Here is a 16,604-nt window from a genome sequence, read left to right as displayed (position 1 = left end):
TGTTGACGTAAGAGGTCCCGTCCGTCCCCGTACCGGATCCCAGCGCCCCTACCCCTTCCCGAGCGCCGCCAGCCTCGCGCCCACCGCGTCCAGCATCAGCTCGAGGGCGAACGGGTGGCCGCTGTCCCGCATGTCCGCCGCCAGCAGCGGGAACGTCGCCGCCACGTTCGGGTGGGTGTCGGCGGGGAGCTTGCCGTACGCGTCGTGCCAGACCTGCTCGTCGGCCTCGCGGGCCGGCTCCGGGAGGGCCTGGGCGGCGGCGTCGAGGGCGGCGAAGGCGAGGGCCTGGTCGACGAAGGCATGGTAGATCCGGACCGCCTCCGCGTCCGGGAAGCCGGCGCGGCGGAGCACGCCGAGGATCGCCTCGACGGCGCGGGCCTCGTGCGTGCGACCGGTCGTGCGGTGCGCGGCGAGCGCGGCGACCTGCGGGTGGGCGAGGTAGGCGGCGTGGATGCGCGAGGCGATGGCGTGCAGGTCGGCGCGCCAGTCCCCGGTCGGCCGCCAGCCCGCCTGCGCAAGGCCGACCATCTCGTCGGCGAGGGCGAGCAGCAGGTCGTCGGTGTTGCGGAAGTAGCGGTAGAGCGCGCTGGGGTCGGCGCCGAGGGCAGCGCCCAGGCGCCGTACGGACAGCGCCTCCGCGCCGTGCTGGGCGACCAGCCGCAGCGCCGTCTCGACGATCACCCGCTCGGAGAGCACGGTGCCCTGCTTGGTGGGGCGGCGGCGCTGCCGCCGGTCCTCCGGAACAACTCGTTCGGCCATGACCGGACCCTACCCGGGGACACCTTACGACAACACCCTTGACGTGTTGACGGCGACGGCTGTTCCATGACGCACCTCGCCTCGGCCCCCGTGCCGGGCCCCCTCACCTTCCAGGAGTACGCACATGAGCACGGCCGACCTGGTCTTCACCGGTGGCCCCGTCTTCACCGGCGACCCCGCCCGCACCCGGGCCACCTCCCTCGCCGTCACCGGCGAGCGGATCACCGCCGTCGGCCACGACGAGGTGCGCGATCTCATCGGCCCGTCGACCGAAGTCGTCGACCTCACCGGCAAGTTGCTGATCCCCGGCTTCCAGGACTCGCACATCCACGCCGTGTACGGCGGCGTGGAGCTGGCCGAGTGCGACCTCAGCGGCACCACCGGCGTCGACGACTACCGCCGGATCATCGCCGGCTTCGCCGCCGCCCACCCCGACCACGAGTGGATCACCGGCGGCGGCTGGTCGATGGAGAGCTTCGAAGGCGGCCTGCCCACCCGGCAATTGCTCGACGAGCTCGTCCCCGACCGCCCCGTCTGCCTGGTCAACCGCGACCACCACGGCTCCTGGGTCAACTCCCGGGCCCTGGAGCTCGCCGGGATCACCGCCGACACCCCCGACCCGGCCGACGGCCGGATCGAGCGCGACGCCGACGGCAACCCTACCGGAGTCCTCCAGGAGGGCGCGGCCGCCCTGGTCTCCCGGCACGTCCCGGCCGGCACGAAGGCCGACCGCCTCGCCGGACTGCTGCGCGCCCAGGCCCTGCTGCACTCGCTCGGCGTCACCGGCTGGCAGGACGCCCTCCTCGGTGAGTTCAGCGGCAAGCCCGACCCCTCCGACGCCTACATGGCGGCCGCCGCCGACGGCACCCTCACCGCCCGGGTCACCGGCGCGCTGTGGTGGGACCGGGCGCGCGGCGCCGAGCAGATCCCCGAACTCGTGGCGCTGCGCAAGGAGTTGAGCCTCGGCCGGTTCCGGGCCGGCTCCGTGAAGATCATGCAGGACGGCATCGCCGAGAACTTCACCGCCGCCATGACCAGCCCCTACCTCGACGGCTGCGGCTGCGCCACCGCCAACACCGGCCTCAGCTTCGTCGACCCCGAGGCGCTGCGCGGCCACGTCACCGCCCTTGACGCCCTCGACTTCCAGGTGCACTTCCACGCGCTCGGCGACCGCGCCGTGCGCGAGGCCCTGGACGCGATCGAGGCGGCGATCGCCGCCAACGGACGCCGCGGCAACCGGCATCACCTGGCGCACCTCCAGGTCGTGCACCCCGACGACATCGCCCGCTTCGCCCGGCTCGGCGCGCTCGCCAACATCCAGCCGCTGTGGGCCGCGCACGAGCCGCAGATGGACGAGCTGACCATCCCCTTCCTCGGCCCCGAGCGCGCCGCCTGGCAGTACCCGTTCGGCGACCTCGTACGCGCCGGCGCCACCCTGGTCGCGGGCAGCGACTGGCCGGTCAGCAGCCCCGACCCGCTCGCCGGCATCCACGTCGCGGTCAACCGCGCCGAGCCCGGCGCCACCGACGGCCGGGTCTTCCTCGCCGAACAGCGCCTGGACCTCCCCACCGCCCTCGCCGCCTACACGGCCGGCTCCGCGCACGTGAACGGCCACGACGACGCGGGCAGCCTGCGCCCCGGCCACCTCGCGGACCTCGTCGTCCTCGACCGCGACATCCTCACCGCGCCGCGGGAGGAGATCGCCGAGGCCCGCGTGGAGCAGACCTTCGTCGGCGGCGCCCGGGTCCACGGGGTGTGAGTCCCGGTGTGCGCGTGTCAGGGCGTCATGACCGGGTCACGACGAGGCCCGCACCTGGAGCCGGGCGGTGAGCAGCACGCCGGGGGGCGTGCTGCCCACGCCCTCCAGGGCCGCCACGAGCAGCGTTATCCCCTCCTCGGCGACGTCCGCCGGGCGCAGGCTCAGCGTGCTCACCGGCGGATCGGCGTGCGCGGCCGACTCGTCCTCGCTGACGCACACCACCCGCAGCTCGCCGGGCACGGCCAGGCCGGCCCGCCGGGCCGCGTCCATGACCAGCGGCGGGCTGGCCTCCGCGACCACGAACAGGGCGTCGGGCCGGGGCTCGCCCGCCAGCGCCCGCTCGACGGCCCGGACCACCGGACCGTTGCCCGGCTCGGGGACGAGGGTCACCAGCTCCTCGGCCCCGTGCCGCGCGCACCACGCGCGGTAGGCGGCGAGCATCTGGCGGTGGAAGCGGGTCGTGCTGTCGGGCAGGACGAGCGCGGGCCGCCGGGCGCCGCGGTCGCGCAGATGGTCGAGTGACTCCCGTACGGCCGCGTCGGCGTCCAGGTCGACCCAGTGGGCGCCCGGCCGGTCCGCGACCGAGGCGTCGCTGAAGACCGGGATGCGCGCGGCGAGGAAGTCCTCCACGAGAGGGTCGTCCTCGACCGGATCGGCGACGATCACCGCCTCCAGGGGCAGGTCCGCCCACTCCCGCTGCAGCGTTCCCGCCGGCAGCATCACCAGGGCGTACCCGTGCCGGAGCGCCGCGGACGCCGTCGCGCTGGTGAGCCGCGCGAAGTACGGCGAGTCCAGATACGCCCAGGGCTCGCCGGCGAACTCGCCGACGACGTAGCCGATCAGCCGGGCCCGTCCGGCGCGCAGCTGGCGCGCGGTGGCGTTGGGCCGGTAGCCCATCCGGCGCGCGGTCTCGACGGCCTTCTCGCGTACGGCGGGGGAGAGCCGGCCGGTGCCGTTGAGCGCCGCCGAGACGGTGGTCTTCGAAAGGCCCGCCTCCCGCGCCACGTCGACAAGCCGCACCCGCGGAGCGGGCGGTCCCGGCTGCCCTTCACGTGTGGTCATGCGGAGATGCTGCCACCTCCGTGACCTCTGCAAAACCGTTCCCGCAAAGTCGCCGCAGAGTCTTGTGCGGGAACGTTCCCGCATCAATACTCGCTCCATTCCCCCCGCCTGGCTCCACCATCCCCAGTGCCCGTCCGACACCCGTAAAGGGGTGGGTCTCCTTGCGCATGCCCAGACTCGGTCTGCTCCTCGCCGCGCTCGCCGTCACCGCCACCGCCTGCTCCGGCGCCACCAAGCCCGCGGGCGCGGCCGGCGGCTACACCGTCACCCCGCTCTCGCCCGCGGCCAAGGGCCCGCTGCCCTCGCTCACCTGGTCGCTCTACGCGGAGCCGTACACCCTCGACTACGCCCAGGCGTACGACTACCCGCCCAACACCGTCCTCGCCAACGTCTGCGAGCAGCTCCTCCGGGTCACCCCCGACCTGAGGATCGAGCCCGGCCTCGCCGTGAAGTGGGCGAACCCCGACCCGTTGACCTGGGTGTACGACCTCCGGTCCGGCGTGAGGTTCCACGACGGCACGGTCATGACCGCCGACGACGTCGCCGCCTCCCTCAAGCGCCAGATGGACCCGGCCACCGGCTCGCCCTGGGGCTCCGCCTTCAAGAACGTCAAGACCGTCGAGAAGACCGGCCCCCTCCAGGTCACGCTCCGGCTGACCAAGCCGGACGTCCTGCTCAACGAGCTCATGGCCGCCTCGCCCGGCACCATCGAGAGCGCCGCCTTCCTCGCCAGGGCCGGCAAGGAGTACGGCGTCCCCGGCGGCAAGGTCAACTGCTCCGGCCCCTACGCCCTCGACAAGTGGCAGCAGGGCGAGTCCATCACCCTCAAGAAGTTCCCCGGCTACTGGGACAAGAAGCTCACGCCGAAGACCGACACCGTCCGCTTCACCTTCGTCGAGGACTCCGCCGCCCGCACCAACACCTTCCTCTCCGGCACCGCCGACGGCGGCTACATGGTCCCCTCGTCCTCCCTGGACCGGCTGCGCACCACCCCCAAGGGCAAGCTCTGGTTCGGCCCCAACACCGCCGCCGCCAACCTCGCCGTCCTGAACTTCCAGGGCACCCTCGGCGACCTCAAGGTCCGCCAGGCACTGTCCATGGCGCTCGACCGCAAGAACATCATCAAGGCCGCCGCCGGCGGCATCGGCATCCCGGCCAAGGCCCCCGCCGCGCGCGGCGCCTGGGCGCTCGTCCCGGAGAAGACCGACGAGATCTTCAAGGAACTGCCCGAGCCCGTGTACGACGTGGCCAAGGCCAAGCAGCTCGTCCAGGACGCCGGCGCCACCGGCAAGAAGGTCACCCTGGTGACCAGCAGCCTCGCCCCCGAGATCAGCGTCGTCGCCAACGCCGTCCAGGCGGCCGGCCGCCAGATCGGCCTCGACGTCCAGCTCAAGGCCGTCGCCCCCGACGCGTACAGCAGCATCTTCGTCGACAAGAACGCCCGCAACGGACTCGACCTGGTCATCACCAACGGCTACGACAACACGCCCGACCCGCTGGAGTTCTACCAGTACCTGCGCACCGGCGACTTCGGGAACTACGGCAACTGGTCCGACCCCGTCTACGACGACGCCTTCGACCGCGCCAACGCCGCCGCCGACCCCGGCGCCCGCACCGACCTCACCGCCGAACTGCAGACGATCACGATGCGCGAGCTGCCCGTCATCCCCGTCTACGAGGCCCCGTTCTCCGTCTTCCTCGGCAGCCGCGTCACCGGCGCCCCCACCGGCATCGCCCAGCTCTACTACCCCTGGGCCGCGACGATCGGCGCCGCGTCCTGATGAAGACCGCCCCGAAGCTCCGCAGCCCGATACTGCGCCACCCCGTGCTCCGTTACGGCCTCGGCCGGCTTGCCGGACTCCTCGGCGTCCTGCTCGTCACCTCCTTCGTCGTCTTCGCCTCGGTCCACCTCGCGCCCGGCGACCCCGTCACCTTCCTGCTGCACGGCCGCCCCGCGACCCCGCAGACGGTGGCCGCGCTGCGCGCCGAGTACCACCTCGACGACCCGCTGCTCGTGCAGTACGCGAAGTGGCTCGGCGGCGTCCTCCACGGCGACCTCGGCCGCTCCGCCCAGTACCACCAGGACGTCTCGACGCTGCTCGGCTCCCGGCTCGGCGGCACGTTCCTGCTCGTCGGCTACTCGGCCGTCCTCGTCGCGGCCGGCGGCGTCGCCGCAGGCGTGCTCGCCGCGCTGCGCCCCGGCCTCGTCGACCGGATCGTGCTCATCGGCACCGGAGTCGCCACCGCCACCCCGTCGTTCGTCAGCGCCATCGCGCTCGTCTCGCTCTTCTCCGTACAGCTCGGCTGGTTCCCCGGCCCCGGCGGCACCCCCGACGGGTTCGGCGACCGGCTCTACCACCTCACGCTGCCCGCGTTCGCCCTCGCCACCACCTTCGCCGGACTCCTCGCCCGCGTCACCCGCTCCGCGATGCTCGACGAACTCGGCCGCGAACACGTCGACGTGGCCCGCGCCCGCGGCGTCGCCGGGCGCACCGTGATCCGCCGGCACGTGCTGCGCAACAGCCTCGGCCCCGTCGTCACCGTCGGCGGCACGATGCTGGCCGGACTCCTCGTCACCACCTCGGTCGTGGAGACCGCCTTCGACGTGCCCGGCATGGGCTCGCTGCTCGTCCAGTCCGTCAGCGCCCAGGACTTCGCCGTCGTGCAGGCCGTCACCCTGCTCAGCGTCGCGGCCTTCGTCCTCGTCAACCTCGCCGTCGACCTGCTCGCCCCCCTCATCGACCCCCGGCTCACCCTCCACGGGGAAGGCACCTCATGACCCTCACCGCACACCCCGGGGCAGCCGGCCCGGGCGGGGCCGACACGGACGCCGCCCCGCTGAGCCGCCGCCCCGGCCTGCGCCGGCTGCGGGCCCTCGGCCAGGGCCCGATGTTCACGGCCGCCCTCCTCGTGCTCGTCGCGCTCGTCCTCGTCGCCGCCCTGGCCCCGCTGCTCGCGCCGTACGACCCCGAGGCCATGGACCTGACGTCCAGCCTCGTCGGCACCGGCGGCGACCACCTGCTCGGCACCGACCAGTCCGGCCGCGACATCCTGTCCCGGCTGCTGCACGGCGCCCGCACCGGACTCCTCGGCCCGCTGCTCGTCGTGGTCGTCTCCACCGTGCTCGGCACCGCGCTCGGCGTGCTCGCCGGCTGGCGCGGCGGCTGGGCGGACGCCCTGCTCTCCCGCTCCATGGACCTGGTCTTCGCCATCCCCGGGCTGCTCCTCGCGATCATGCTGGTCGCGGTGCTCGGCTCCGGCATGACCGCGCCCGTCATCGCCATGGCCGTGGCCTACACCCCGTACGTCGGACGCCTGGTCCGCGGCATCGCGCAGCAGGAGAAGGCCCGTCCGTACATCGAGTCGTACCGCGTGCAGGGCTGGTCCGGCTGGACCATCTGCCTGCGCCACCTGCTGCCCAACATCGCGCCCACCGTGTTCGCGCAGTCCGCGATGAACTTCGGCTACGCCCTGATGGACCTGGCCGCCCTCTCCTTCCTCGGCTTCGGCGTCCAGCCGCCCACCGCCGACTGGGGCGCCATGATCAACGACGGCCAGTCGGCGCTCCAGCAGGGTGCCCTGCTGCCCGCGCTCGCGCCCTCCTTCTGCATCGTCCTCGCCGTCGTCGCGTTCGGCATCGTCGGCGAGGGCATCGCCGACCGGATCGCGAAGCGGGAGCGGTGACCACCATGACCGGGACCACCACGACCGGGACCACCATGACCGACCACAGCCCCAGCGCCGCCCCCGTCCTGGAGATCGACCGGCTCACCCTCCGGCTCCCCGAAGGACAGGCCGCCCGCCCCCTCCTCGACGGCGTCACCCTCACCGTCGCCCCCGGCGAGACCGTCGGCCTCGTCGGCGAGTCCGGCTCCGGCAAGTCCGTCGCCTGCCGCACCGTCCTCGGCCTCCTCCCCGCCAGGGCCCGCACCACCGGCCAGGTCAGGGTCGCCGGACAGGACGTCCTCACCCTCGACCGCGGAGCCCTCGCCGACCTGCGCGCCCGCAAGGCCGCCATGGTCTTCCAGGACCCGCGCGCCTCCGTCAACCCACTGCGCCGCGTCGGCGACTTCGTCACCGAGGGCCTGCGCGCCGCCGGCACCCCCGCCGCCAAGGCCACCGCCCGCGCCGCCGAACTCCTCGAGGCCGTCGGCATCCGCGACCCGCGCGGCGCCCTGCGCCGCTACCCGCACGAGTTCTCCGGCGGCATGCTCCAGCGCGTCGTCATCGCCGCCGCCCTCGCCGGCGACCCGGCCCTGATCGTCGCCGACGAACCCACCACCGCGCTCGACGTCACCACCCAGGCCGAGATCATCGCGATCCTCACCCGCCTCCAGGCCGAACGCGGCACCGGACTCCTCTTCGTCACCCACGACCTGGAACTCGCCGCCGCCATCTGCGACCGGGTGTACGTGATGTACGCCGGCCGCATCGTCGAGACCCGCACCACCACCGAGCTGTTCGACCGCCCGCGCCACCCCTACACGGCCGGGCTGCTCTCCTGCACCCCGCGCATCGACCCCGGCGCGCCCGCGCCCCGCCCCATCGAGGGCCGCCCGGTCTCCGTCGCCGAAGCCCCGCCCGGCTGTGCCTTCGCCGCCCGCTGCGCCCACGCCGTGGCGCGCTGCACGGACGAGGTGCCCGCGCTGGTGGCGCACGGCGACGGACTCGCCGCCTGTCACCGCGCCGACGAAGGGATCCAGCTGTGACCGCCCGTTCCGGCCTCGTCGTGCGCGGACTGCGCAAGACGTACGGCGACCACACCGCCGTCGACGACGTGTCGTTCTCCCTCGCGCCCGGCTCCTCCCTCGGCATCGTGGGCGAGTCGGGCAGCGGCAAGACCACCAGCGTCCGGATGCTCGTCGGCCTCGAACGCGCCGACGCCGGCACGGTCACCCTCGACGGCCGGGACCGCTCCGCCCGCCCGCGCGGCCGGGCCGAACGGCTCGCCAGGGCCCGCGAGATCCAGATGGTCTTCCAGGACCCGTACCTCTCCCTCGACCCCCGGATCAGCGTCGGCGACTGCGTCGACGAGGTCCTGCGGCTGCACTTCCGCCTCGACCCGGCCGCCCGCCGGGCCCGCGTCGCCGAACTCCTCGACCAGGTGGGCCTCGGCCCGCGCGAGGCCGCCGCACTGCCCCGCCGCCTCTCCGGCGGCCAGCGCCAGCGCGTCGCCATCGCCCGCGCCCTGGCCGCCGAACCGCGCGTCCTCGTCCTCGACGAGGCGGTCGCCGCGCTCGACGTCTCCATCCAGGCCCAGATCCTCGAACTCCTCGCCCGCATCCGGCGCGAGGCAGGCGTCGGCTTCCTCTTCGTGACCCACGACCTCGGGGTCGTACGGCACATCACCGAGGAGATCGTGGTGCTGCGCCACGGCCGCATCGTCGAGTCGGGCCCGACCGCCCGAGTCCTCGACCACCCCGAACACCCCTACACCCGCCTCCTCCTGGACTCCGTCCCCCGCCGCGGCTGGGACCCGGCCCGCATCGCCGCGGCCCGCTCGACGATCGCGGGCTGATCCCTTGGCCGGGTCGGCCCGCTCGCTCCAGGTGGACACGGTCGTCCCATGGCGCGAGGCCGGCGTCCCGCGCAGGCGGCGCGGACACGGAGGTCAGCCGGAGGCGACCGGCAGCAGCGTCGGGCGTTTGGCCGTGCGGCCGTCGCCCGACGAGCGGCCGCGCAGGCGGCGGGTGAGCCAGGGGCCGAGGAAGGCGGCCGCCCAGGCGAGTTCGACGCCCGCGCGGCGCAGGCCGGTGGCCGGGGCGACGCCGGGCGGGGGGAGGGGGCGGGACCAGGAGTCGTCGGTGCCGGGCAGTTCGAGGGCGTGGGCGAACGCGGCGGCGATCCGGGCGTGACCGGGTGGGGCCGCGTGGAGGCGGTCGTGGCTCCAGAGACGGGGGTCGGTGACGGCCGGGTGGTCGGCGGTCTCGACGACGGTGACGCCGTGGGCCCGGGCGGCCTCGCGGATCCCCGCGTTGAGGGCGGTGATCCGGGGCGCGACCGGACGGGCCGCCGGGATCAGCCGGGTGAGGTCGGGGAAGGTGAGCGTCGCGACACGGGCACCCCGCCCGGTGAGCGCGGCGAACATCGCCGCCAGGTGACCGGCGACCTCGTCCGCGTCGAAGCGGGGCCGCAGCAGGTCGTTCACGCCGGCGACGACCGTCGCGAGATCGGGCTCCAGGGCGAGCGCGGGCCCGAGCTGCTCGGCGCGTACCTGACCGGCGAGACGGCCCCGTACCGCCAGATTGGCGTAGTGGAGCCCAGGGCTCGACCGGGCGACCGTCTCGGCGAGCCGGTCGGCCCAGCCGCGCAGGCCCCGGACGTCGTCCCCGTCGCCGACGCCCTCCGTCTGGCTGTCGCCGAGGGCCACGTACCGGTGGTAGGCGGCCCTCGGCGGCGCCACCTGCTCGCGCCGTTCAGTATTCATATTGTTGAGTATATGCCCGGGGGTCCCGGCCCGTCGGGGATCAGCCCACGTGTACGCGCGGCCGCCGCGTCCGGTCCGGTTCCGCCTCGCGCAGGATCTCGCGGGTCACCGGGGCGACCTCGCCGCGGCCGAGGAGGAAGAAGCGCAGGAAGTTGGCCATCGGGTCGCCCTCGGTCCATTCGAAGTAGATGTGCGGGCGGACCCCGGTGATGTCCCGCGCGTGCAGCAGCAGCGCGGCCAGCGCGTTGGAGACGGAGGAGCTCTCCACCGTGAGGACGCGGTAGCGGTCGTGCATGACCTCGCCCTTCGCCGTGAGAACGGCCTCGAACTCGGACGGGTCGGTGACCGTCACCTCGATGAAGACGAAGTCCTCCTGCCCGGCGAGGTCGTTGTCGCTGCGGATCTGCTCGATCTTGTCGCGGTACTCGGCGACGTCCCGGTTGTCCGGCTCGTTCGCGATGAAGCGCGGTGTGCGGTTCGAGATGTCGCGGATGAAGCGCTCGGCCATCTCGTCCAGCTCGACGTGGGTGACCCGGAGCTCGAAGGCGCGCCAGAGGCGCGAGAGGAAGGAGATCAGGATGATGCCGGCGATGAAGCAGGCACTGATCTTCACGCCGTCCGGGCGCTCGATGACGTTGACGACGGTCGTGTAGAGGAAGACGGCCGAGATGGCGCCGAAGACGAAGGTCAGGGCGCGCTGGCCGGCCCGGTGCGCCGCGATCGTCACGGCGATGGCGGCGGAGGAGATCAGCACGAGCACACCGGTCGCGTACGCGCCGCCCTGGGCGTCCACGTCGGCGTCGAAGAGCCATGTGACGAGGAAGGCGACCAGCGTGAAGACGATGACCATCGGGCGCACCGCGCGGGCCCAGTGCGGGGCCATGCCGTACTTCGGCAGGTAGCGGGGCATCAGGTTGAGCAGACCGGCCATCGCCGACGCGCCCGCGAACCACAGGATCGCGATCGTCGAGACGTCGTAGATCGTGCCGAAGGTGTTGCCCAGGTACTCGTGCGCCAGGTACGCCAGCGCGCGGCCGTTGGCCTTGCCGCCGGACTCGAACTCCTGGTGCGGGATGAGGACGGTGGTGATGAAGCTCGTGGCGATCAGGAACACGCTCATGATCAGCGCGGACGTGGTCAGCAGCTTCTTGGCGCCGCGGATGCGGCCCGCGGGCCGGGTCTCGGTGTCGTCGGCGTCGCCCTTGATGTGCGGCATCACGGCCACACCGGTCTCGAAGCCGGACAGACCGAGCGCCAGCTTGGGGAAGACGATCAGCGCGACGCCGATCATGGCGAAGGCGTTGCCGTGTTCGGCGGTCAGCGCGGCCGTCCAGTCGGTGACGAGGTGGCCGTTGTTGAGGACCTCCCACAGGCCGGTGATCACGACGACCAGGTTGAGGGCGAGGTAGACGCCGACGAGGGCGACGGCGACGCCGATCGCCTCCAGGAAGCCCTTGAGGAACACCGCCCCGAGCAGCGCCACGAGGAGCAGCGTGATGAGGACCTGCTTGTCGTGCAGGGCCGACTCGAGATGCGGGTTCTCCACCAGGTGGGTGGAGGCGTCCGCCGCCGACAGCGTGATGGTGATCAGGAAGTCGGTCGCCGCGAAGCCGAGCAGGGTGAGGACGAAGAGCTTGCCCTTCCACTTGGACAGCAGCCGCGACAGCATCGCGATCGAGCCCTCGCCGTGCGGGCTCTCCGCGGCGACCCGCCGGTACACGGGCAGCGCGCCCGCCAGCGTCACGATCACCAGCACGATCGTCGCGACGGGGGAGAGCACACCGGCCGCCAGGGCCGCGATGCCCGGCTGGTAGCCGAGTGTCGAGAAGTAGTCGACACCGGTCAGGCACATGACGCGCCACCAGGGCTGCCCCTTGTGCTCCAGCTTGGCCGGTTCTGTTGCCTGCGGCTCACCCGGCCGCCCCTTGGCCATGTCGGACAGGCCTTCCAGCATCCATGCGCGCAGGCGGCTGGTACGGGTATCGGGTGGCATGGCCATCGGAGAACTCCTGCTGTCCGTTGCACTACTGTGGTCGGGTTTCGGCCATCGCACGGACGGCGGTCGAGCCAGCGTAAGCAAAGGACCCATATGGGTCGTGCCGAAAGCCGTCAGGAAATCGTCAAGATCCCTCTGCCGGGCGTTGCGCTCGTCACACCGGGCCCGACCTGTGGTGTCGGTGTACGGATGTCACGCGGGCCCCTGCGCCGGCACCGTCATCGTGACCCGCCACAGCCGGCGCGGCAGGGCACCCTCCTCGAAGGGGTGCACCTCCTGGAGGATCCAGCCCTCGGCGAGCCGGTCGACGAGCTCGCGCGAGAAGAAGTGGACCGCGAAGCCGCCGTGCTCGTAGACGTCGTCGCCGTGCGCCACGCCCGTGCCGCAGTGGGCGTCGCCGGTGTGCCGGACGGTGTAGACGAAGGTGCCGCCCGGGCGCAGCGTTCGGCGGACCTCGGCGACCAGTTCCGTGATCCGCCGCGTCGACAGGTCCATGCAGAGCAGCATGTGCGCGAAGACGGCGTCCGCCGACCCGCCGCCGAAGGGCAGCGGCGCGCGCACGTCCACCACCTCCGTGGTGACCCGGCCGGCGAGCCCCTCCGCCGCCGCGCGCCGGCCGAGCTGCCCCAGACCCACCGGACTGAAGTCCGTCGCCACGACCCGGAAGCCGCGCCCGGCGAAGTACAGCGCGTCCCGGCCGTGGCCCGCGCCCAGCTCCAGAACCTCCTCCGCGCCGGCCGCCGCGAACACGCCGGCCGCGTACCGTGCGGGCGCCGACGGCTCCTCCCCGTACATCCCGGGGTGCTCCTCGTACGTGCGCTGCCAGTGCTCGTACTGGGCGTCGTCCTGTGCGCCGTGCCGTGCGTCCCGCGTCATGAGGCGGAGAGTAGCCTGGCGCCGGGCGGACCGACGTTCGGACATGAGGGGGAGCCGGGGGATGGGCGACGCCGACCATGCGCACGAGCCGGTGTTCAAGAAGAGCAAGTGGGGCACCAACCGCTACACGTACAACCCCGACAACCCGATCGGGCTCGCGCTCATCATCGGCACGGTGCTCTTCGCCGTCCTGGTGCTCGGCACCATGGAACACCGCGGCACGCCCTCGGAGCCCGGCCCCACGCCCTCGGCCCCGACCTCCACCTCCACCTTCACTCCCGCACCGTGACCGTGAGCCGCTCCGGCCCGTGGAACACCCAGTCCGGCGCGTAGCGCACCGCCACCCGCGGCCGGGCCCCGGGGCGGAGGGCCGGGAGCCGGTCGAGCAGCTCCGCGAGGCCGGTCTCGGCCTCCGCGCGGGCGAGCGCCGCGCCGGCGCAGTAGTGGATGCCGAGGCCGAACGCGCAGTGCCGCGCCGCGTCCCGGTGGATGTCCAGGCGGTCGGGGTCGGGGAAGCGCGCCGGGTCACGGCCGGCCGCGCCGAGGACCAGGACGAGCCGGTCGCCCGCGCGGACCGGGCGCCCGGCGAGGACGGTGTCGCGCAGTGCCCAGCGGGTCACCATCTGGACCGGCGGGTCGTGCCGCAGGAACTCGTCCACCGCCGCCGGCCACAGCCCCGGATCCGCCCTCAGCCCGGCCCGCAGCTCCGGCCGGGCGAGCAGCGCCAGGACCGCCTTGCCGATCAGCCCGGTCGTGGTCTCGTGGCCCGCCGTCAGGAGGTGGATGCAGGTCGCCGACTGCTCCTCGGGCGACAGCGAGGTCCCCTCGTCGGCGGCCCGGACGAGCACCGAGAGCAGGTCGCCCCGGTCCCGCCCCGGCCCGCGCCGGGCGTCCAGCTCCCGCCGGAAGAAGGCGCTGAGCTCCCCGGCCGCCCGCTCCGCCGCCGCCATCCCCGCCGCACTGCCGTCCCCCCGGGTGCCGCCCGCCCGCTGCAGCGCCAGCGCCTGCTCGCGGAACCACGCCTGCCGCTCCTCGGGCACGCCGAGCACGCCGGAGATCACGAGCAGCGGGAACGGCGCCGCGAACTCCGCGACGAGGTCGACGCTCTCCCGCGCCGCCAGCGGCGCGGCGAGCCGGCGGGCGAGCCGCCGGATCCGGGGCCGCAGCTCCGCCACCGGACCGGCGCCGAGCGGCGGCGTGACCAGGGCCCGCAGCCGGGTGTGCCGAGGTGGGTCCAGGAAGACCAGCCAGTTCTCGACGACCTGGCGGAGGACCGCGTACCCGGGCGGCAGCGGCGCCGCCGACCCGGCGCCCGGGGCCACCCGCCCGAACTCCCGGCGGGCGAGCACCCGCGCCACCTCCGCGTACCCGAAGACGTACCAGGTCGTCGGCCCCCGCGCGCCCCGCACCGGGTGCACCGGCCCGGCCTCCCGGTAGCGCCGGTAGACGGGGTACGGGTCGGCCAGGTCGAGCCGGGCCGGCTCGAAGGCGGGCAGCCCGCGCGCCCCGTCGTCCAGCCGCTCGACGCTCATCCGTCCGCTCCGGGCGGCAGACCGAGTCCCGGCGGCAGGTCGACTCCCCGCGGCGGGGTGGCTGCGGGCGGCGGGTCGGCTTCGCGCGGCGGGTCGGCGGCTCCCCGCGGCGGGGTGGCTGCGCGCGGCGGGTTGGTTTCGCGCGGCGGGTCGGCGGCTCCCCGCGGCTGGTTGGCTGCGCGCGGCGGGTCGGCTTCGCGCGGCAGGTCGGCTTCGCGGAGTGGGCCCGGTCCCCGCGGTGGGACGGCTTCGCGCGGCAGGTCGGCTCCCCGCACCGGGCCCGGTCCCCGCGGTGGGTCGGCTCCCGGCACCGTGCCTCGTTCCCGCACCGTGCCCGTCCCCCGCACCGTGCCCGTCCCCCTCACCGTGCCTGCTCCCCGCACCGTGCCCGGTCCCCGTAGTGAGTCCGTTCCCCGCCGCGAGCCCGCTCCCCGCACCAGGTCCGCGAGCGCCGCCGGGTCGACGGGGGGCCGGGCGCCGCGCCAGGCCACGTGCCCGTCCGGGCGGACCAGCACGTACGGCTGCTCGTAGCGCCGTACGGCCTCCGGGTCGGCGCACCGCACCACCCGCAGCGGGACCCGGCGCTCCGCGAAGGCCCGTACCACCGGCTCCGGGCCGCCGTCCGCACCGTCGCCGAGGTCGAGCAGGACGAACTCGCGGCCGAACAGGTCGAGTGTGGAGCGCCCGGGGGCCAGCCAGACGTGCGGCGCCCGCGTCCCGGGCGCGGTGGAGCGGTTCAGCGTTCCACCGTCGCCCGTTCCCGGCCGGACCGGCCGGACCGGCTCGACCGCGACGACCGGGGACGCGTACCGGTACGCGAAGTGCATCTCCGGCCGGTCGAACTCGCGCCGCACGTCCGAGACCGCCAGCTCCCGGCCGAGCGCGGCGCGGGCCCGCTCGCCCAGGGGCGTGTCGTCGAGCAGCGCGGGCGAGATCCGCCGCTCCTGGGTGCGGCGCAGGTTCCGGTTGGCCTCGTCGACCCCGGCCACGGCGATCGGGCGGCGCTCGGTCTCGTACGAGTCGAGCAGCCCGGGTCCGGCCCAGCCGGCCAGCGCGGCGGCCAGCTTCCAGCCGAGGTCGGCCGCGTCGCAGACGCCCGTGCTCATGCCGAAGCCGCCGGACGGCGACAGGGTGTGCGCCGCGTCCCCGGCCAGGAAGACCCGGCCGGAGCGGTAGCGGTCGGCCACCCGGTGGGTCAGGTGCCACTCGTCGTCGGCCTCGATCTCCAGCGGGGTGTCGAGCGGCACCGCGCGCCGTACGACGGTCAGCGCGGGTTCGCCGTTCGGCGGCGCGGTCAGCCGGTAGACGCCGCGGCCGTCGATCGCGCGCAGCGGATAGCGCAGCCCGGTCGGCGAGGTGAGGAAGTGGACGAGCGGGGCGCGCGGCCCGAGCAGCTTGGGCAGCTCGGGCGCCCGGAAGAGGATGTTCCGCAGCACCCGTGGCGGGTGCAGTTCGGGCGTCCCGATCCCGGACGCCTTGCGCACGAACGACCCGGCGCCGTCGCAGCCGACCAGATAGCCCGCCCGCACCTCGACGGGGACGCCGCCGCCGGAGACCACCGTGGCGGTGACCCCGCCCGGCCCGGTGGTGAAGCCGAGCAGCCGGCTGTGGGTCCGCACCGGCCCGTCCGGATGACAGCCGAGCCGGTCGAGGAGCAGTGGCGCCATCCAGTGCTGCGGGCAGATCGCCTCCGGTTCCGGCGTGTGCTCGGGCCGCGGGCGGGTCGCGACCGTGCCGAACGGCAGCCGGTGCAGCTCGTGGCCGCCGACCGCCGTCACCCAGGCGATGTCCAGGGCGTGGTCGTCCGGCCAGCCCGCGCCGCGCAGGACGTCGGCCATGCCCCAGCGGCGGAACATCTCCATCGCGCGGGGCCCCACCGTCGTGATCCGTGGCTCGGCCGGTGTGCCGTCGCCCGCCTCGACCAGCGTGAAGTCCACTCCGCGGTAGGCGAGATCGAGCGCGAGCGCCAGACCGACCGGCCCGCCGCCCACCACCAGGACGTCCGTCTCCAGGACGAGGGACCCCCGGCCCGCCCCGTGCGGCGCGCCCGCCCCGACCGGCGCGCCCGTCTCGTACGGCGCGCCCGTCCCATATGCCGCACCCGTCCCGTGCGGCGCGCCCGTCCCGTGTGCCGCAGCCGCCCCGACCGCCGCGCCCGTCCCGTACGCCGCGTCCCTCTCGTACGTGCTCATC

14 protein-coding genes are annotated in these 16,604 nt (G+C 74.3%); 7 read left to right on the top strand and 7 right to left on the bottom strand.

All coding sequences use genetic code 11. The features are described from left to right. Nucleotides 1–48 precede the first annotated feature (48 nt). Nucleotides 49–759: a TetR/AcrR family transcriptional regulator gene (locus ACIRSU_RS04255; protein ID WP_403789020.1), complete on the bottom strand. Its 711-nt coding sequence runs from the start codon at nucleotides 757–759 to the stop codon at nucleotides 49–51. A gap of 124 nt (nucleotides 760–883) precedes the next feature. Here ACIRSU_RS04255 and ACIRSU_RS04250 point away from each other — a divergent pair, with 124 nt between their 5' ends. Then, nucleotides 884–2,518: an amidohydrolase gene (locus ACIRSU_RS04250; protein ID WP_403789018.1), complete on the top strand. Its 1,635-nt coding sequence runs from the start codon at nucleotides 884–886 to the stop codon at nucleotides 2,516–2,518. A gap of 36 nt (nucleotides 2,519–2,554) precedes the next feature. Here the strand turns inward: ACIRSU_RS04250 and ACIRSU_RS04245 are convergent, their stop codons facing one another. Next, nucleotides 2,555–3,580, bottom strand: a complete 1,026-nt coding sequence (locus ACIRSU_RS04245) for a LacI family DNA-binding transcriptional regulator (RefSeq protein WP_403789016.1) — start codon at nucleotides 3,578–3,580, stop codon at nucleotides 2,555–2,557. A gap of 167 nt (nucleotides 3,581–3,747) precedes the next feature. Between ACIRSU_RS04245 and ACIRSU_RS04240 the strand changes: the two genes are divergently transcribed. The 5 genes from ACIRSU_RS04240 to ACIRSU_RS04220 are packed head-to-tail and all read left to right on the top strand — an operon-like array spanning nucleotide 3,748 to nucleotide 9,098. Continuing rightward, entirely contained in the window at nucleotides 3,748–5,361 is a 1,614-nt protein-coding gene (locus ACIRSU_RS04240) for an ABC transporter substrate-binding protein (protein ID WP_403789397.1), read from the top strand. A 44-nt stretch (nucleotides 5,362–5,405) separates the two neighbouring features. Continuing rightward, nucleotides 5,406–6,359: an ABC transporter permease gene (locus tag ACIRSU_RS04235; protein WP_403789396.1), complete on the top strand. Its 954-nt coding sequence runs from the start codon at nucleotides 5,406–5,408 to the stop codon at nucleotides 6,357–6,359. Beyond that, complete coding sequence (locus ACIRSU_RS04230; RefSeq protein ID WP_403789014.1) at nucleotides 6,356–7,264, top strand: ABC transporter permease; 909 nt, start codon at nucleotides 6,356–6,358, stop codon at nucleotides 7,262–7,264. Before ACIRSU_RS04235 ends, ACIRSU_RS04230 begins: the two co-directional genes overlap by 4 nt. Before the next feature lie 5 nt (nucleotides 7,265–7,269). Then, on the top strand, nucleotides 7,270–8,289 hold the full coding sequence (locus ACIRSU_RS04225) for an ABC transporter ATP-binding protein (protein WP_403789012.1): 1,020 nt from the start codon (nucleotides 7,270–7,272) through the stop codon (nucleotides 8,287–8,289). Beyond that, nucleotides 8,286–9,098, top strand: a complete 813-nt coding sequence (locus tag ACIRSU_RS04220) for an ABC transporter ATP-binding protein (RefSeq protein WP_403789010.1) — start codon at nucleotides 8,286–8,288, stop codon at nucleotides 9,096–9,098. The genes ACIRSU_RS04225 and ACIRSU_RS04220 overlap by 4 nt, the downstream gene beginning before the upstream one ends. A gap of 93 nt (nucleotides 9,099–9,191) precedes the next feature. On the opposite strand, the gene ACIRSU_RS04215 is transcribed toward ACIRSU_RS04220, so the two are convergent. The 3 genes from ACIRSU_RS04215 to ACIRSU_RS04205 form a co-directional block, all read right to left on the bottom strand. Further along, nucleotides 9,192–10,007 carry an SGNH/GDSL hydrolase family protein gene (locus ACIRSU_RS04215; protein WP_403789008.1) on the bottom strand — a complete coding sequence of 272 codons (816 nt, stop codon included), beginning with the start codon at nucleotides 10,005–10,007 and terminating at the stop codon, nucleotides 9,192–9,194. A 40-nt stretch (nucleotides 10,008–10,047) separates the two neighbouring features. Further along, entirely contained in the window at nucleotides 10,048–12,006 is a 1,959-nt protein-coding gene (locus tag ACIRSU_RS04210) for an amino acid transporter (protein ID WP_403789006.1), read from the bottom strand. Nucleotides 12,007–12,195: 189 nt separating this feature from the next. Further along, the gene (locus ACIRSU_RS04205; protein WP_403789004.1) at nucleotides 12,196–12,879 is read right to left on the bottom strand and encodes a class I SAM-dependent methyltransferase; all 684 of its coding nucleotides are present in this window, start codon (nucleotides 12,877–12,879) and stop codon (nucleotides 12,196–12,198) included. 61 nt (nucleotides 12,880–12,940) lie between these two features. On the opposite strand from ACIRSU_RS04205, the gene ACIRSU_RS04200 reads away from it, so the two are divergent. Next, nucleotides 12,941–13,168, top strand: a complete 228-nt coding sequence (locus tag ACIRSU_RS04200; RefSeq protein ID WP_403789002.1) for a hypothetical protein — start codon at nucleotides 12,941–12,943, stop codon at nucleotides 13,166–13,168. On the opposite strand, the gene ACIRSU_RS04195 is transcribed toward ACIRSU_RS04200, so the two are convergent. After that, nucleotides 13,152–14,411, bottom strand: a complete 1,260-nt coding sequence (locus tag ACIRSU_RS04195; protein ID WP_403789000.1) for a cytochrome P450 — start codon at nucleotides 14,409–14,411, stop codon at nucleotides 13,152–13,154. The genes ACIRSU_RS04200 and ACIRSU_RS04195 overlap by 17 nt on opposite strands. Next, nucleotides 14,408–16,603, bottom strand: coding sequence for an FAD-dependent monooxygenase (locus tag ACIRSU_RS04190; protein ID WP_403788998.1), 2,196 nt, complete (start codon nucleotides 16,601–16,603; stop codon nucleotides 14,408–14,410). Before ACIRSU_RS04190 ends, ACIRSU_RS04195 begins: the two co-directional genes overlap by 4 nt. Nucleotide 16,604: the final 1 nt, after the last annotated feature.

The sequence above is a fragment of the Streptomyces sp. NPDC101160 genome (assembly GCF_044768205.1).
Lineage (GTDB): Bacteria > Actinomycetota > Actinomycetes > Streptomycetales > Streptomycetaceae > Streptomyces.
This window is presented reverse-complemented; position numbering and strand designations above follow the sequence as displayed.

Coding starts and splice junctions, on each gene's coding strand:
- ACIRSU_RS04255 (WP_403789020.1), bottom strand. CDS start 759: ATGGCCGAACGAGTTGTTCCGGAGGACCGGCGGCAGCGCCGCCGCCCC.
- ACIRSU_RS04250 (WP_403789018.1), top strand. CDS start 884: ATGAGCACGGCCGACCTGGTCTTCACCGGTGGCCCCGTCTTCACCGGC.
- ACIRSU_RS04245 (WP_403789016.1), bottom strand. CDS start 3,580: ATGACCACACGTGAAGGGCAGCCGGGACCGCCCGCTCCGCGGGTGCGG.
- ACIRSU_RS04240 (WP_403789397.1), top strand. CDS start 3,748: ATGCCCAGACTCGGTCTGCTCCTCGCCGCGCTCGCCGTCACCGCCACC.
- ACIRSU_RS04230 (WP_403789014.1), top strand. CDS start 6,356: ATGACCCTCACCGCACACCCCGGGGCAGCCGGCCCGGGCGGGGCCGAC.
- ACIRSU_RS04225 (WP_403789012.1), top strand. CDS start 7,270: ATGACCGGGACCACCACGACCGGGACCACCATGACCGACCACAGCCCC.
- ACIRSU_RS04215 (WP_403789008.1), bottom strand. CDS start 10,007: ATGAATACTGAACGGCGCGAGCAGGTGGCGCCGCCGAGGGCCGCCTAC.
- ACIRSU_RS04210 (WP_403789006.1), bottom strand. CDS start 12,006: ATGGCCATGCCACCCGATACCCGTACCAGCCGCCTGCGCGCATGGATG.
- ACIRSU_RS04205 (WP_403789004.1), bottom strand. CDS start 12,879: ATGACGCGGGACGCACGGCACGGCGCACAGGACGACGCCCAGTACGAG.
- ACIRSU_RS04200 (WP_403789002.1), top strand. CDS start 12,941: ATGGGCGACGCCGACCATGCGCACGAGCCGGTGTTCAAGAAGAGCAAG.
- ACIRSU_RS04195 (WP_403789000.1), bottom strand. CDS start 14,411: ATGAGCGTCGAGCGGCTGGACGACGGGGCGCGCGGGCTGCCCGCCTTC.
- ACIRSU_RS04190 (WP_403788998.1), bottom strand. CDS start 16,603: ATGAGCACGTACGAGAGGGACGCGGCGTACGGGACGGGCGCGGCGGTC.